Raw genomic sequence first — 17,099 nt, forward strand, 5'->3', positions numbered from 1 at the left:
TTCTTCAAACTTTGTTGGACGAAGTCCGCCAGCCCCCTCAGAGGCATGCATCACGGGATGCCCCTGAGGGAATGATCCAACCTTAAAACAGCGCTTCAAAATCACCCGAATTCGTATACCCATCGCTCTGGCTTGCGCCATCCGGCGCATTTACCGCCACATCCGAGGACAGTAAGACTTTCTCCGTAATTTGCAGCCCAACATCGGACAGAACCGTGCCGTTTAATGTAGTCAGGCTCTCGGCATCCGGAAGAATCAAAGTATACCGGAACCCGGTTTCCTCATCCCACGCTGCTTCCAGCCGGGTATTCAGCTTCACCCGGTAGGCATATGGAATCTCGGCTTCCGTATATATCCCATTCTCATCCTTCACCCAATAATCATTGAATTCAAACAGGGTTATCCCATTCTCATCCATTTCCACAGGCTTTACTGGTTCTATCGGCTCCCAATATTCCACATCCACGCCTTGTTGTTCATCGAAGACTTCCGTCTTTCGATAAACCGTCACTTTCCGGTTTCCCGTATCAGCCGTCGTCTCATCCGCCTCCTCCACAATCCGGTAGGTCTGCTCTTGTGAAGCCTCTGCCTTGTCCGTGTCCGGGTTCAGCGCTCTTGGCTTCAATGTGATATAGTAGGAATCCGCCCACTCTACATCATCCCAGTGCAGGGCAATCCGGCTGGATTTCCAGATTTCCGTTCCCAGAAGATCCGGATTCGAGCCTGTTTCCAGCGTAATCTCCCGCTCCTGGCTGTCAACCGTCACATCCGGCTGATTCAGCCTCACATATGGCAGACGGACAATCTCACTTGGCGTCCACCAGGAACTTACCTGCCCGTTCCCGGAAGATATCCTTGTATAGAGCAGCAACCATTTGCCTGCATGCTGCGCCGATATTCCTCGAATCGTACCATTATAGGTGCTGCCGCTGCCGGACTCCATCGCAACGGGCGTAAGCCCAGCGCCGTCTGCGGCAGGATAAGTCGCCAATAGTCCGGCAACCCCCGCAACTTTCCCGGATTCGATATCCGGCTTCGCTGCCTCCGCCATTTCCCGGCTCTCGAACACATACCCCTTGAGCAGATAACTGCTGTCACCCGTGGGAATACTGTCCGGTTCCGGCGTAATCTTCACGGTCAGCTTTCCTTCCTTCCATTCATCTTCTGCCTGAAATTCCTCCACGGACAAAGGTCTGGTACGGTCATAATCCCATCCCATCTCCCACGTTACGGAAGGCTTTCCAATCCGCATGGGTATCGTCAGGTCGTAGGTGATTCCCTCCACACTGTTGACATACAGTGTATTGTCCGGCGACGCCTGCGCCACAATATAGATTAACACCCTCTGTCCCGCATAGGCTTCAAGGTTCAGCTCCTTCTGGTAAATATCAACATTTCCATCCACCAACACCGGATCATCCGAGTTCAAGAGTACAGGCTCTCCCGGCGTCAAAATGCCGTCTATTTCTTCATAGCGCCGTAAATAAATTCCATAAGCTTCACACCCTGTTTCATCCCGCACTCCATCCGTCTTGATTGGCTCCCACTTTGCCGTATAGAACAGCTCGTCGGCGTTGGTATTCACCACGGATGGCTGTTCCGGCCTTCCAAGCCGCCGTTTTACCTGATAACGTTTCGTTGAAGTCAGCCCGACGGTCTGCATTCCATTTGCTTCGTCCCCCTTGCGGGTCACGGTCAGTTCTACATGGTCATACGTCCAGTCCTCCGCCGATACAGTCAGCATATTTCCTTGCATCTCCTGCCCTGTTATGATGGAATCCTTGCTTTCCCCGCTGATTCCCGCCAGAGATACCACATACCGGTTCCCTTCCTGGTACTCGCCGTCGCCAACGTCCCACCGGAACGTATATTGCAGCTGCTGCTCCCCATCATATTCCGGCGTCAATTCCGTTTCCTCCATTAAATGCGGCGGCGGGGTCAGCCAGTCAAACAATTTCCCCGAAGTCCATCGGTATTCCATAAAGTAACCATTGTCATTTTCATTCAACACCGGACTGTTTCCATACTCCCATACCGGAACTTCCGTTGGTACGCCGTCCACATCCTGAATTTCCACGCCCTTGACCGTATAGATATTTGCCTCCTGCTCCTGCGCCAGCCGGTACGTGTAGACCGGTCCTAAACCGGATTGCGCATACCATATCCTGACTCTCAAGTCTTTCGCCCGGTGAATATACTCTGGTAATTGGAAATTTACCACAGCCTTGCCGTTGGGCGCTGTCAGCATATCTTGGCTGGCAAGCACGGCGTTTTGCTCTTTCCCGGTTTTTCCGCCGCCCCAGGTTCCGATAAGCTCCGCCCGATAGATAGGGGGCGTCGTCACATTACCCGACGCCGACGTATCCAAAGTGACCGTGATACCCAATTCAGTTACACTCTCTCCGGAGACCGTACAGGTAACTCTCGGCTTTTGGCTCGTATCCAACACAGCGATAGACGGTTTATATTTCGGCAGATATGCCGGAACCGGAACCTTTCTGGAATCTAAGACTCCTTGGGTTCCCGACACTGCCTGAATCAGTAATTGCTGTAATTCCTGTGTAAATGTCAACCGACTGTTTCCTTCCGGTACCAGATATCCCTCCAAATCCGGCGCAGTAAGAACCGCCGCGGGCTGATCCATGAATTTCACAGCTATCCGGTAATTCTCCTCCTCACGATAGTCCTTGGCATTCACCAGCTTGAACTGATACTGATAGCCGCCATTTGTCTGTGGAACAAGTTCAATCCGGATTTCCGGCTCCGGCAATATCCTGCCAAGCGCCGCATCCCCCACCACTTCTTCTGACGGAAGAAGCTCTGGGTTCATGCCGTACGCTCTTAGCTTTATCCGCAATATGCCTCCTTTTTGGATTTCCGATTCTGACAGCTCATAATCAAACTCCTCTGAGAAAAATTCTATCCTGTCATTGATTAATGTCTCGCTTCCGTCTTCATTTACCTGGTATAACGCCCCGACATACTGAAACGGGTCTGTTCCGGCTGCCGGAGTTACCTGTATGTGCAGCCTGCTCCCATCCACACGAAGCTCTACCTGCTCTGGTCTTGGCATCTGATACGTGTTTCCGCCTGTCTCCTTTATATAGAAGGAATTCCTCACATGGACGTCAAAATTACTTCCCGCATTTACTACCTTGCCGATACCATCATACCGTGTGCCGTCCGCCGTCCCGTCAATCTCAAACAGGATGCGTCCTGCCGGCTGGTCATTTCTGTCATAGATGGTTCCGTCTTCCAAAACCCTGAGTATATCCACGGAAACAGATTTCCCTGCCGCCAGATATGCATAATATTGCCTGTCATCCTTAGTGATATAATAGAGCAGATTCGTTGATACTCGTTTTAAGTCATTGGAGATATCGGGTACAGTATATTGCCCTCCATTGTTGAATAAGTAACTGTTGCTTCCCGTTCTTCCGTTTATATAATAATTATCCGAGGCGTTAATCAGCGCCGCATTACTTTTGTTGGCGGTGTTCACATAGGAAATCACAGGGAAATTTGCCTTATTGTATCCGGTGATATCCACGGAATAGCAGTCCCTCATAACAGTATTTTGGGAACCTCCCGCACCGTACCTCTCTCCGAAAATGCCGCCGACAAATTGTTTTCCATTCAGGACTGCCGCGTAATTCCTGCATCTCTCGATACGGAGATAAATGTTTCCTGTGGAGTTTACGATGGAATTGTAATTCGGTCCGTCCGAGCAGGAGAAAAATCCCACAACGCCGGACGCCATCGATGAGGAATACACCTCCACCCCCGGGCCGTTTACGCAATCCAACACCTGAATCGTATACCGCTGACCGTTCTGTGTGCTGGCTGTCTTATAAGCCGTGACATTTCCTAAGATTCCCGCACTGTCGTTGGCGCAGTCTGCGTTATTTTTCCCGGTTTTCCCGTAAATATTTCCGAAATTCTTGCAGCCAATGATGTTATATTCATTATCCTCGTAGGCATGGTAGAGCTGCGCCACGATACCGCCTGCCGCGCCAAGCCACCCTTCCTGATAAGTGGTCTGCAAATTGCCGTAGTTCTGGCAGTTCTCCACCGTACCTCCGGTTCCGGTCCACTGACCTAAGATTCCTCCGGAGTAATGCGCCCTCAAACAGTAAACCGTTCCGTAGTTAACGCAATTTTTCAGTTTCCAGCCGCCCTGGGCAGTGTTGTTCTGGTTGCCTATGATGCCCCCGGCAAACCGGTCCGTAACACCAGACGCAAGTTCACGCCCCACGAAAGCCTGATTCAGCAGGAAGGATAAATCCTGCCCGGATTCATTCATGCCTATGATGCCCCCGGTTCCGACTCCAATCGCATTGGATTTATTGTTGAGATACCAGTCTCCGGTGGCACAGTAATCGACGGCTCCGGTGTTGTAGGCAGTAATTCCTCCCACGCTGCCATTGGTTGACATAATCAGGGATAACCTTCTTCCCGAACTGACTTTGTTCTTGGATTGAGAATATTTTAAAGTTTCTATAGAAACATTTTTTCCGCCATCCCATTCCACATATTGGGAATCGGCGGAGATATTCCCTGCCTTCGCGGCATTCACCAACTCCTGTATACTTCCAACTCTTCCCTGGATTACAGCCTGTTCCCCGGCGCCTCCGCTCAATCCGGTTACGTCTGACTGCACAAGCATCAGCCCGGTTGCAGTCTCATCACCGGACAGTTCGATGGTTCCGCCATTATAACCGGCAATACCGCCCGCCATACCGCTGCCTGCATTAATGGCGTTTTGTTTCCCGCCAATCACACATCCTTTGATTTCACCGAATCCGCCGTTCTTCCCGGCGATTCCTCCCACATGGGAAGACAATTCTTCCTTCTCTTTTGCAGCGCTGGTACTTGTTGCCGTATAGATTCCCGTAATACTGCATGTAAAATTTTCCACCTTACAATTATCAAGTTTCCCTTGATTATCTCCGGCAATCCCTCCGTAGCAATTCCCCGGTATACTGCTGTCCGCCTCCTCTTTCATCAACCCTTCCGAGAAAATGCAGTCCTTCACGACGGCGCCTTGCCGGTTCTCTCCGGCAATTCCTCCAAGATACCGGTAATTGCAGAATTCCTCAAACCTAAGCCCCCGCGCTTCAATGCCAGAGATATACCCGCCTTCTTCGTTTCTGCCAGCCGCGCTTCCTATGGTCAATTCTCCGAAAGAGAGCTTAATCTGCGGCATGTTCCTAATTACTTCTGCCTTGCTCCCCGTACCAGACTCAGACTGACGTCCAATCATTCCCCGGTTCACCCCGGCGATTCCTCCTGCGGTCTGCGCCTCTCCTTCCAGCGCGACATTGCCATACAATATACTATCCTGAATGAATGCGCCTTCGTGATTTACCGCACATACCGCCCCAATCTCACCGGTTCCCCGGCTTGTGAGCGTCACCGCATCCGCCTTGCTTTCGTTATCTCCCACGGAACATCCTATAATCGTCCCGTAATTCTCCGCCGCAATTCCTCCGGCATACCCTTGGTCGCTCTTCACATTCCCCTGATTCTGACATTCCAAAAGACTTACGCCGGATTGATTGACCGCTACAATCCCGCCTGCCGCGCCGCGGCTTGCCGTGACCTCTTTGCACCGGTTCTTTGCCCGCGCAATCTCTCCTTGCGCTTCTCCGGCAATCCCTCCGGCATACCCATTCAGGGCATGGACTCTGCCCGCCTCGCATACCAGATAGCCCGTTGGGAGCCCGTCGGAAGCCGCCGAACGGATACTGCCTACATTGATTCCCACGATACCGCCTACCTTACTTCGTCCGGTAACAGTCACCTTTGCATTCACGGCGACCACTTCGCCTGATGCCGATGCAGACAGGGATATGACTTCGACCTCCCCCTCATTTCGATTCACACCTGCGATACCGCCGATTCCTTCGCCTCCTGTCCCAATGACGCTGCGGCTGCCTGTAAACGTATCCTCTGCCGCCTGTATTTTCCCGTCATTGTAACCGGCGATTCCTCCTGCATAATTTCCCGCTGCGGTTACGTTTGCCCTGTTATGGTTCTCCTTCACCACGCCGCCTTGCATGTTGATACCTACGATACCGCCCACATAACTGTTCCCGGCAATATTCCTCCCTGCCCGGGTACTGCAATTCGCAATAGTTCCGGAAGTATAGTCTCTCCAAACATTTCCTGCTGCGTCTGTGTAAGATTTTATCCCGGCGCTCTCCGACCGGACGTTCAGCCCTGCAATTCCGCCGATATAGTCCAGTCCTGCATTCCCGAAGTTATCGGACAGCTCACAGTTAAAGATACCGCCGGAGTTAAAACTTACAATACCGCCCAAACCGACGAAACCGTTCATACTTCCGGAGTTCGTGCAGTGATCAATGACCTGATTCTCCTGATTTGCACTGATAATCCCGCCCGCCATGGACACCCTTTCGTCCGTTTCCAGCTCTTCGGCAGCCAAATTCATTCCCTCATATATAAGATAAGCCTTCAGCGAAACGCCTGCCGCCATTTCGTTGTCCGCCGCGGACGATTTCGTGATATTTCCCTCATTTTTACAATTTTCCAGTATTAACCGGCTGTTCTTCTCGCTGTATCCGACCACTCCTCCCGTATAAAGCAAAGATTTTATCGGAACATTGTTATTCGCATTGCCTTTCGCGGAAATGGTCAGGCGGTACGGATTATCTGATTCCATGACCGCACCGGGAAGATTCTTCCCATAACCATCCCCGGTAATCTGCGGCAGCATGGGCAGCAGATTCTCTGCACCAGCGGCTTGGGTAACGGTGGCCATCAGATAATCATGTATCGAAATATTTCCCAACTGTCCCTGGCTGTAGGTTCTGTGATATCCAATCACGCCTCCCACAAATGCGTTTCCCGTAATACTTCCAAGCCGGTTATCCGTTCGGAAACCATCCATCCTGATATCCGACTGTCCCTGTGTGAGCCCCGCCGTATCATCCACCATGTCTACCACATTTGCACCGATACATCCGCCTACATAGTATGCGCCTGTTACACTAGCCGGCTTCACTTCAAGGTCATTTTTCAGAATCCCTGTGGATGTATTCAGTCCGATACAGCCGCCTACCGCATTGCCATATCCATGTATGCGCCCGCCTATCAGGGTATAATTCTCGTTCAAATCCTCGCCCAGATTCCCATGTATATCATTAAAGCCAATCATACCGCCCACAAAATGTCTGCCCACTACCAGGCTGGCAACAGACTTCACAGTTATATTTCCGGAATCGCTGAACTGAATCATCCCATCATTATAGCCTGCCATTCCACCTACACAGTTGCCCGTGCCTGCCTCCCATGTCTCCGTTACCATGCGGTAAATGGACTGGTCGTAGTCTGACAGGTAACTTGCGCAGTCGCTAATCGTCCCGTATTGGCCGTTGTATCCCACAATACCGCCGATATAACGCCCATATCCTGCTGCCACTCCCTGATTGACACAGTTCAGGATTGCCGATTCTGCGCCTTGGACGCCATCATTTTTTCCCACAATACCGCCCACATAGTTATTGCCGATTACATAACCGGCATTGGACGTCACGGTAATCGATTCGGTTCCCTGAATCGCATACCTTAAATCATTGGACAATCCGCCCGCAATACCGCCCACAAAATCCGAGCCTAAAATATATCCGCCCTTCTTCGTGCTGCACCCTGCGATAAGGCTTCTGTTTCCGTAGCCGATAATACCGCCGACATACCGCCCCAGAAGCATTTCATCCTTTTTGCTGACGTCATACCGGTGATTGCCAAAACGGCCGGAAGCGCTGTAGGACTCCTCTACCCATGCACCGGCTCCAAATCCCAGTATCCCGCCGAAATACCGTCCTTCCATCTCCATAGAGTGGTTGACTTTAGAACTGCACAGTACCAGACCGTCACTTATGCAGTCTTTTAAGTCGGGCGCGGTATCCCCGGAACGAGTCCCCGTATCATCCAAAGAACGGTAACTGCCGTCCATTTTGCCGCCAATCCCGCCTGTGAACAGATTTCCCGTCACATCGGCGTGGTTCTCACAGGATTCTGCCTTCACGCCGCCGCCCATACGGGCATAACCGAAAATACCGCCAATTCCGTATTGATACTCCTTTGCCTGTTCCTCTACGCTCATGCCGTCGGCAACAGATTCCGGCTTTGGAAGACTTCCTGTCACGGAACCATTCATGGTAATGCCGTTGACCTCTGAATCCGTCAACTCCGATAAAGAACCATCGGCTTCTTTCTTCGCAAGGACACCCACAACGCCGCCGATTCCACAGACTTTTTCCGAAGGGACACTTTCACTCCGGTCTGCCAGTAATACTTCTACCGTATCCTGCCCGTTCTTCGTCCACTGGACCGTAACGTCATTCAGCTTTCCTTCACTTCTGCCGCAGAGAATTCCCACTCCCGACAAGTGCCGGAAGTTTCCTCCCGTTTGCCCTGTATCGTCCAAACTAAGGGTCGGGTCTTTTAATGTCAGGTTACTTATATTTCCCTCTACCTCGCAGAAGAGCCCAAGATATTCTGTATAAGGCTTCTTCTGGCCGTCGTCTTTATGCACCTTTCCAATCACGCCGTCTCCTGGCATGGAAGATGCGCCCAGTTTCACATTGGACACCAACGTACCGGCGCCGCTCCCTGTCAGCTTCTGCCCTTTGGCCAGCATACCGATAGACGGGAAGTCCAACGCCAAACCATCCGCCTGGCTCTTGACCGGATACCAACGTACCGACCGCATTCCCCTTGCGCCGTCTTCATTTCCTTCTTGTGCCTCTGCACCGTCCAGGCCAAACACGCCTGTCCCGGCCGCCGTCCAGTCTATGTTCCGGCTATCCAGCCGGAACACCGCCGCCTTGCCGCAATACCGTATATTCGACAAATGGCGGAAACGGGTAAGCCTTGCCTCCATCCTGCCGTCGTCCAGCTCCGTCACACCGGCAAACATTGTATTCTCCACATTGGAGGTCACAGGGCTGCTTGCCTGATACTCCCGCGCATCCTCCGCCATGTTCCGGTAGGTGGGCTGCACTTCAATCTCTGCGCAAATGTCCTGAGGCTGCGATAGCTGTGCCAGCTCCGGCATCTCATTTCCCGGTTTGGAAAGTCCTGCATATCTTGTCATGCTGGTACTGTATTCCCTGAGCAGCGCCAAGTCATCCGTCCCTGCTCCCCCTTCACCCGGCAGCCCTGCCTTTAGGCTTTCCATAAGCTCTGCCGACATCATGCCGTCCAACGTCAGAGAAAACTTGCCGTTTCGCCCATTTTCCTGATATGTAAGGGGGAAGGCCCATTCTCCCAAATCCTTATTTTTCCCGGTGGTTTCCTCTTCCTGCCCTTCCAGTTTCAGATGCACCATCGCATTTTCAGTTTTTCCGAATCCTTTCCCGTTAAGCTCCGCCCGGTCGATTACCGTCGAAAACAGCTTCTCTCCTTTTGCCTTATCCCCTGTCTTTTTATAAAATGTAATATGGAACTCCACGTCCAGGTTATCATGCCTGGAATTGCTGGACCAATTCAGGGACAGGGTTTCACTGTTTACCAGATTGATTGCAGTGACTTTGAGCCTCACCGGTTTCAGTTCTACCACATTCGTCACATCTTCCACTGAATAATAGCCTAATAGCCGGTCTCTGCGGTTATCATAGCTTCGGTTATCCCCCGCCGCCGTAATATTCAGAATCTCCTCATCATTCCCGTCGTACGAAAGGCTCTCACACCGGGTCGCATAGAACGCTGAATACACCTGACCAGTCTCAACGTCAATCTCGATGGTAATCGAAGCGTCCAGAAATTCCTTGTCGTAGGAATTATCTTCTAAAAGCTTTGTCACCAGTCCGCCTGAACCGCGCTCCCGGCTGTCTAGTGTAATGGCGTAAATCCGCCCTTTCAGCTTATCCTTTCTGGCGCCGTCAAATGTATCGTTGCGCTTCCCCTCACGGATTACCGCTTTGCGGAAATCCTTCCATTTCCCGGAAGTACGATACCATGTCAGTTCCGACTCTGCCGCCAGATAAATGGTCTTTGCATTCGATTCATTTTCCCGGAACTCCGCCAGTTTGATATATTTCATAGCAAATGGGACCGCAATCGCAGTGATAATGGATAGGATTACCAGAACTACCACTAGCTCGGTCAATGTAAATCCCTTTTTGCCGTGTCTTCCCATAGATATACTCACCTTAATCTTCCTGTCTGTTATTCCTACTCTACAGCTTGCTCTCAATCGTATCCGGCTCTTGGGCAAAGGCCACCGCCATTTCCCTTGTAATCTTCCCCTCCCGGCAGAGATTTACGATTGCGTCGTCCATGGCAATCATGCCTAGCCTGCGGTTGGTCTGCATAATACTCGGAATCTGGTGGGTCTTCCCCTCCCTGACCAGATTACGGATTGCCAGATTGGCGTGAAGAACCTCAAACGCCGCAACCCTTCCCCTGCCGTCCGCTCTTGGGATTAACTGCTGTGAAACCACTGCCTCCAATACATTCGCCAACTGTACCCGAATCTGCTGTTGCTGGTGCGGCGGAAATACGTCGATTACACGGTCAATCGTACTCGCCGCCCCAATCGTATGCAGGGTGGACAGTACCAGATGTCCTGTCTCAGCCGCCGTAACCGCCACGCCAATCGTCTCATAATCCCGCATCTCTCCCACCAGAATAACATCCGGGTCTTCACGGAGGGCTGCACGCAGCGCATTTGCATAACTCTGGGTATCCATCCCAATTTCACGCTGGTGTACCATAGACCTCTTGTGCTGATGGATATACTCGATGGGGTCTTCCAACGTCACCACATGGGCGTCCCGAAACGTATTTACCTTGTCAATAATCGCCGCCAATGTGGTTGACTTACCGCTGCCCGTAGGCCCGGTCACAAGAACCAGACCCCGCTTGCGCTGATACAAGTCTATAATGGAGTCCGGCGCCCCCAGCTCCTCCGGCGAAGGAATCTTCTCCGACACCAGACGGAACGCCATAGCCACATCCCCTTGCTGCCGGAATATATTGACACGGTAACGTCCCTGATTAGGAATGGAGAATGCCATGTCATACTCTCCCTTCTCCTCAAAACTTTGCATCTGGGCTTCACTCATAATGCTGCGCGCAATCTCCAACGTGTCCTCTGCCGTCATTTTTTCAAATGGCATCGTGGCAAGACTGCCGTTCTGCCGCATCTTTGGTGAAATCCCGGTGGTAATATGTACGTCGCTTGCTCCTGCCCATGCCGCATGGGTTAATATCTCCTCTATCTTCTGCATATTGATACACACTCTCCTGTTTCTGGTTGATTTTGCAACATTATAGCAGGAAAATAATCATTATATTATAAATCATCATAATCTGCACTTTTTTCGGTATATTTCGCAAAAAAGGCTATAAATAAAAAAGGATAGGGAACGATTCCCTATCCTTTTTTATTTACAGCCTTATAATTTCATCAAAACGACTTAGGTAGTCCTCTGCCCAGTTATGGGATATAACAATGCGGGTGATTTCCTTGTGGTTAAAGATAAAGTTGTCGATTAGAGCTGCGTTCTCAGGGTCAAGCCCTGTGGCAGGCTCATCAAAAATTAAAATTTCAGGCTTTCTAAACATTGTACGAGCAATGTTAATACGCTGGCGTTCACCACCGGAAATATTATCGCCAAAATCCCCAAGAGGAACGTCTCCAACTTGTTCAGCTAAAGCCGTTAAGTTCAGATCATCCAGCAAGTTTATGTACTCGCCGGAATTTTCCTTGGGATTGCCGCTGAACAAGGTTATATTGTCATAGAATGTGGCATTGAATAAGTATGGCGTCTGCGTGATAATTCCAATCTTTGAGTACAGCTCATTTTCAGAGAGTTTTTTGATATTTTGGCCGCCTAATAAAATATTGCCCTCATAATTGTCGAAGTATTTTAGCAGCAGCTTAAACATCGTGGACTTACCGCTTCCGCTTTCACCAACCACAGCATAACATCCGCCTTGACGGAATGTATGGCTAAACCCATCGTAAAGTTTCTTTTTGCCAAAAGAAAACGATACATTTTCATAGGAAATATCCGTTGGCGCAGCTAATTGGATGCCGCTATCACCCGGGTACGGCAAACTGCTTTGCGTATGCAGCTTCTCAACCACATCTTTACTGGAACGAATGGTAATAATATAATCCGTTATATTTGTAAATGAGTTTGAAAGGCTTGTAAAGTAGTTGGAGGCTGAGAACAGCATACCGGCTGCAACAAGCCCATGTACAGCCAAATAGCCGCCAATACCCAGGCATACGATATTGGAAAGCCCAGCCACTGACATAAGGGTCTCGAAGCTCATCTCACTTACAAAATTAAACTTACGGAAATATTTCTGACGATTTTCGCTGGCATTATCATGTCTGGCTTGAAAGTCATCCCCACTGTTTCCTGTACGGACAACCTCATACCCCTCGATTGTTTCCTTTAAAACATTGGTGTATTTTTCAGAGGCAGCAGAGTAATCCCCTCTCAGTTTTTTCTCTATTGTTGCAAAAGGTTTGATAGCTGCCATTGGAATGACAGCCACTGCAAGAGCTGCCGCCAATAGCCAAATATGTAATGTCCACAACACATAAGCCGAGGAAATAATCGCAAAAGCTGATGAAAACAAATAGGGGAATATTCCCAGGTAATCGGTTCTATACATTGTCACATCTGTTGACATGAGGTTTAAATAAAAGGCGTCATTCTCACCACGAAAGCTCTGCAGGGGACGTCTCAGGATATTTTTCATAATCTTGCTTTTCATGGTCATTTCACCATTAGAGAGATAGGCCAGTCTTGTGTAGGCGGCAGCGGCAGTTTCCAGATAACTCAGCAATGATATTCCAAAAGCCACTGCCACTGCCCAACCCATTTTGCTTACATCGCCATTTGTCGCAAACTCAATTATCTTACCATTTGTATAGACCAGCGCAGCTATAATTACCGACTGCATTGCATAAAGCAGGCAGGTCAGCGACATTAATATTTTCCCTTTTCCGGACAGCATTTTCATTTGTGCATTTCCTTTCGTTTTTCATATTACCGTATACTAACAAACAATACACGTATATAAAATACGTGTATTGTTTGTTAACATTATTATAGTACTAGAGGACAAGTGCAAGCACCGGCACAAGCAGAACCGCGGCAGCCAACACCGGCAGCCATACTTTCATCAAGATCAATACACTCTACAGCCTCAATTGTAAGTGTATTCAGCTCATTATTTAACACATCTTTTAACATTCCAGCACCTCCTTTTCACAAAATTTATTAAATGCACCTAAGTCTAACTGTTTTTTGCAAGACTAAATTTAGCGCACTTTAATATCATCTGTTTTTCCAAAATTCTCCTCGTATAACATTCCGCATCTAATTTTTCCAAAGATTTTTCTAATAGTAATGCTGCCGGGCATGAAAGACAAACGGCCTTAGCCCAACAATCAGTACAGTGATTATTTTTTAATTTATCAATTTTTTCAAATTTTAACAAAACATAATAATCCTGTATATCTTCTTTTGTATATCCCATTTCTTTATGTTTTGAGGTATATGTCGCCTCTATAATAGTTGGTATCGCTCCTACTTTATTTAAATTATCAATCCCCTTATTAGCTATTACAATTTCTAAGCGTCGAATTATGTTTCTTTCTTTTATTGTTTTACACTGAGCAATCGGTAAATCATCAATAATATGTTTTCTCCCTTAGATATATTAAATTTAAACAGTATTTAAGATATTACATTATAAATATTTTATTGACCTTAGGAGCCATCAAAGAACCCTAATACAGTTTTTCTGTTATTTTTAGCATACTACACTCTAATGAAAAAAACATATCGTTTTATGATAATTTTTATAAAAACCCTTTTTTCATATGATGAATACATTTCTCTACTATATCAAAAATTCTTCGCTTGGTATAAAATCAAGTTTTTAATACTTTACAAAGTCCTTAATCTATTCTAATGAGTGTATCCACGGGATACCAGTAAGAACCGCACTGTGATGAAGCCAAAGGGAGAAATGAGCGAACATCTTTGTCCCTACCTTGGGTGCATCGTTCATGCACCGGATAAATCAAAGGGGCATAGAGAACAACAGATTGATATTTCCTATGACCTCGTTGGAATACTTCCCTCGTCTTTGCTAAATGATCTACAAAACGGAGAAACGGCATAGCCCACAAGCTACACCGTTTCCGAAAACATTTGCTCCTATGAGTGCCTTCCATACAAGACAACCTTCCTTTCACTTCTTTTCACAATAATAATTAAAATACCGCTCCCTAAGCGGCTGATAAGACCCCCTCGGCAGATGGATATCCGTCTCCGTTTCCATCACCAGTTTCCGCGCATTCAGGCTTGCAACATGCTCCAGATTCACGATATAGGAAGCCCCAACCTTCACAAATTCCGGATAATCTGACAACATACCAAAAATCTCCGTCATCGTCATATGCAATAATAATTCTTCCCCATCTGCCAGATGCATCTTCTGGCTCTTGCCCTGCGCCTCGCAAAAGACAATCCCATCAACCGCCACCCGGCCGACTCTCCCTTCCGTACGCAGCACCAGATAACGCCTCCGCTCTTTCCTGCTCTCATTGAGCAGGTGATCTAACGTCTGAAACAGCTCTTCCTCCCCCACCGGCTTCACAAGATACTGCGCCGCCTGCACACGGTATGCCTCAAGCGCATGCTCCGGCGACGAAGTGATGAACACAATCTGGCTCTTGTTCCCCATCCTGCGCAGTTCTCCTGCCGCCTCAATTCCAAACTCCTCCTGTAAATAAATATCCAGCAGCATTAAATCAGGCTCATAATTCTGTTCCCTGACTCTGCAAAGCAAATCTTTTGCACTGCCAAAACATGCAATCTCTAATTCACAATTCGCACGTTGTTCCTGATAAGTATCCAACATATCTTTCAGCTTATCCAAATGTCCAGCCTCATCATCGCAAATCGCTACCGTATACAATCTTATCACTCCCCTGCAGAAAGAACTGTATATACAGTTCCATGTTTTTTCAATATATTATACACAACTATGTACGATTCTACCAGCTATTTCATATACTCTATGTGAAATTATACCCTTTGGGTATAGAAAATGAAAAACAGGTCTGCCGGGAAACAAACGCTCCCCGACAGACCTGCCGCCTGTCATCTATTACAGCTTATGTTCTTTTATCCATTCACTTGCATGTCCCGCAATCTCACGGATACAGCCATCCTCTACCGGTGATTTCAGGCCTGCGCCTGCTACCAGCCCAAGGAACGTATCGGTTCCGCCTCGTTTTACAAACGCTTTGTACTTCTCCCATGCCTGTTTCCAGTCTTTTTCCATCTCAAGCCAGAATTGCAGCGCAACCGTCTGAGCCAGACAATAGTCGATATAGTAGAACGGCGTCGCATAGATGTGGCTCTGCCTCTGCCAGCCTGCTCCTCTTCCGTAGAACGGCATATCCGCCATATCAAGATAAGGGCGATACATCTTATCAAGCTTCAGCCATGCTTCGTTTCTCTCCTTGGGCGTCATCTCCGGATGTTCATATACAATCTCCTGGAAATGATCCACCAGACATCCATAAGGAATAAAATTCAGCGTCCCCTCAAGATGAGACAGCTCATACTTCTTCGTCTGCTCTTTGAAGAAAAGCTTATACCAAGGCGTTGCAAAGAACTCCATAGACATGGAATGGGTCTCCGCCGCCTCCATGGACGGAAGCCTGAGGTCAAGCAAGTCAACATGCTTATCCGCCATATAGGAGGCAAACGCATGCCCCGCTTCGTGGGTTAAGACGTCTACGTCTCCTGACGTCCCGTTAAAGTTCGAGAAGATAAACGGACATTCATATCCCGGAATATCACAGCAGTATCCCCCTGTCGCTTTCCCAGGCTTTGCCACAACGTCAAACAGATCCCGGTCAAACATCATCTTGATGAAATCCGCCGTCTCAGGCGACATCTCCGTATACATCCTGCGTCCGGCTTCCATAATCTCCTCATAGGTTCCCTGAGGCGTTGCATTCCCGTCCGGGAACTGGAATGAATCATCATATACTTTCAACTCATCCACGCCGATACGCTCCGCCTGATTTTTCTTGATCTCACATACAATCGGCACAAGGTCTTCCACAACCTGCTTGCGGAAATTTGAGACAGCCTCCGGCGTATAGCAGTTCCTCTGGCGGCGCACATAACCAAGCTCCACAAAGTTCTTCATTCCAAGGCGGTGCGCCTGTTCCGTACGGTTCTTCACAAGCTTATCAAAAATCTCGTCCAGCTCTTCCTGATGCGCGTCGAAGAATCTTCCCATTGCTTCCTGAGCTGACTTACGCACCTCACGATCCTTGTTCTGCGTAAATGGACCCATCTGCGATAAGTTGTATGTACCGCCCTGATACTCAATCTGCGCGCTTGCCAAAAGCGACTGGTACTGCGTCTGCAATGCGCTCTCTTCCTGCATCAGCTCCGTAACCTCCGGAGAGAATCCCTTCATCCCCAACTCCAGATTCAGGAACATGACTTTGCCAAACTTCGCTTCCAACGCGCTGCGGAATGGAGAATTCAGCAGCGCCTCGTTATATTTCTGTACCTCTTCTGCAATCAACGGGGAAATATGGTCGTTATACTCCCGCTCTTTCACATAAAAATCATCTTTCGTATTGATTGTATAACGGATGTACACGAGGGCGTCTGCCGTTGCATGCTCCTTCATCAAATCGTTCATGCGGTAAATCTCCGCAATCTGTGCCTCTGCATCCGGGGCAGTTTTTACAGCTTCCGTAATCTGGCGGATCTTTTCCTTCATCTCCTCCAGTTCAACTCTTTTATAAACAAACTCATTAAATTTCATGTTACCGTTTTCCTCCACTATTTAAAAAAGATGAGTACAACGCCGAAAATTACAGCGGCTACGATAGCCAGGACAGGCCACAGCGCCCAAAACGCACCGAGCACCATCGCCAGGTAATCATTCTTCTCCAACGGAAATTCCTGAATCTCTTCCCGGAAACGGTTATACTTTTCGTCCTGTTCCTTTCGCCTCTGCGCCCATTTGCTGTTTTTTCCAAATAATAACATTGTACCCTTTCC

The 17,099-nt window shown here is 48.7% G+C and carries 8 protein-coding genes; all 8 read right to left on the minus strand.

The annotated features are described in order from the left end of the window. Window positions 1-82: 82 nt before the first annotated feature. On the minus strand, window positions 83-10,165 hold the full coding sequence (locus AC6I3O_RS24025) for a prepilin-type N-terminal cleavage/methylation domain-containing protein (protein WP_497853034.1): 10,083 nt from the start codon (window positions 10,163-10,165) through the stop codon (window positions 83-85). A 40-nt stretch (window positions 10,166-10,205) separates the two neighbouring features. Then, the gene (locus AC6I3O_RS24030) at window positions 10,206-11,258 is read right to left on the minus strand and encodes a type IV pilus twitching motility protein PilT (protein ID WP_497853035.1); all 1,053 of its coding nucleotides are present in this window, start codon (window positions 11,256-11,258) and stop codon (window positions 10,206-10,208) included. 160 nt (window positions 11,259-11,418) lie between these two features. After that, complete coding sequence (locus AC6I3O_RS24035; RefSeq protein WP_497853036.1) at window positions 11,419-13,011, minus strand: ATP-binding cassette domain-containing protein; 1,593 nt, start codon at window positions 13,009-13,011, stop codon at window positions 11,419-11,421. An 86-nt stretch (window positions 13,012-13,097) separates the two neighbouring features. Beyond that, entirely contained in the window at window positions 13,098-13,244 is a 147-nt protein-coding gene (locus tag AC6I3O_RS24040) for a hypothetical protein (protein WP_497853037.1), read from the minus strand. Window positions 13,245-13,287: 43 nt separating this feature from the next. Further along, window positions 13,288-13,491: a hypothetical protein gene (locus AC6I3O_RS24045; RefSeq protein ID WP_497853038.1), complete on the minus strand. Its 204-nt coding sequence runs from the start codon at window positions 13,489-13,491 to the stop codon at window positions 13,288-13,290. A 759-nt stretch (window positions 13,492-14,250) separates the two neighbouring features. Further along, complete coding sequence (locus AC6I3O_RS24050; RefSeq protein WP_497853039.1) at window positions 14,251-14,979, minus strand: LytR/AlgR family response regulator transcription factor; 729 nt, start codon at window positions 14,977-14,979, stop codon at window positions 14,251-14,253. Window positions 14,980-15,171: 192 nt separating this feature from the next. Then, a complete protein-coding gene (locus AC6I3O_RS24055; protein ID WP_497853040.1) occupies window positions 15,172-16,860 on the minus strand; it encodes a M3 family oligoendopeptidase in 1,689 nt (562 codons plus the stop codon). A gap of 17 nt (window positions 16,861-16,877) precedes the next feature. Continuing rightward, on the minus strand, window positions 16,878-17,087 hold the full coding sequence (locus AC6I3O_RS24060) for a hypothetical protein (protein ID WP_497853041.1): 210 nt from the start codon (window positions 17,085-17,087) through the stop codon (window positions 16,878-16,880). Window positions 17,088-17,099 lie beyond the last annotated feature (12 nt).

It is taken from the genome of Sporofaciens sp. St.21A7, assembly GCF_059728535.1.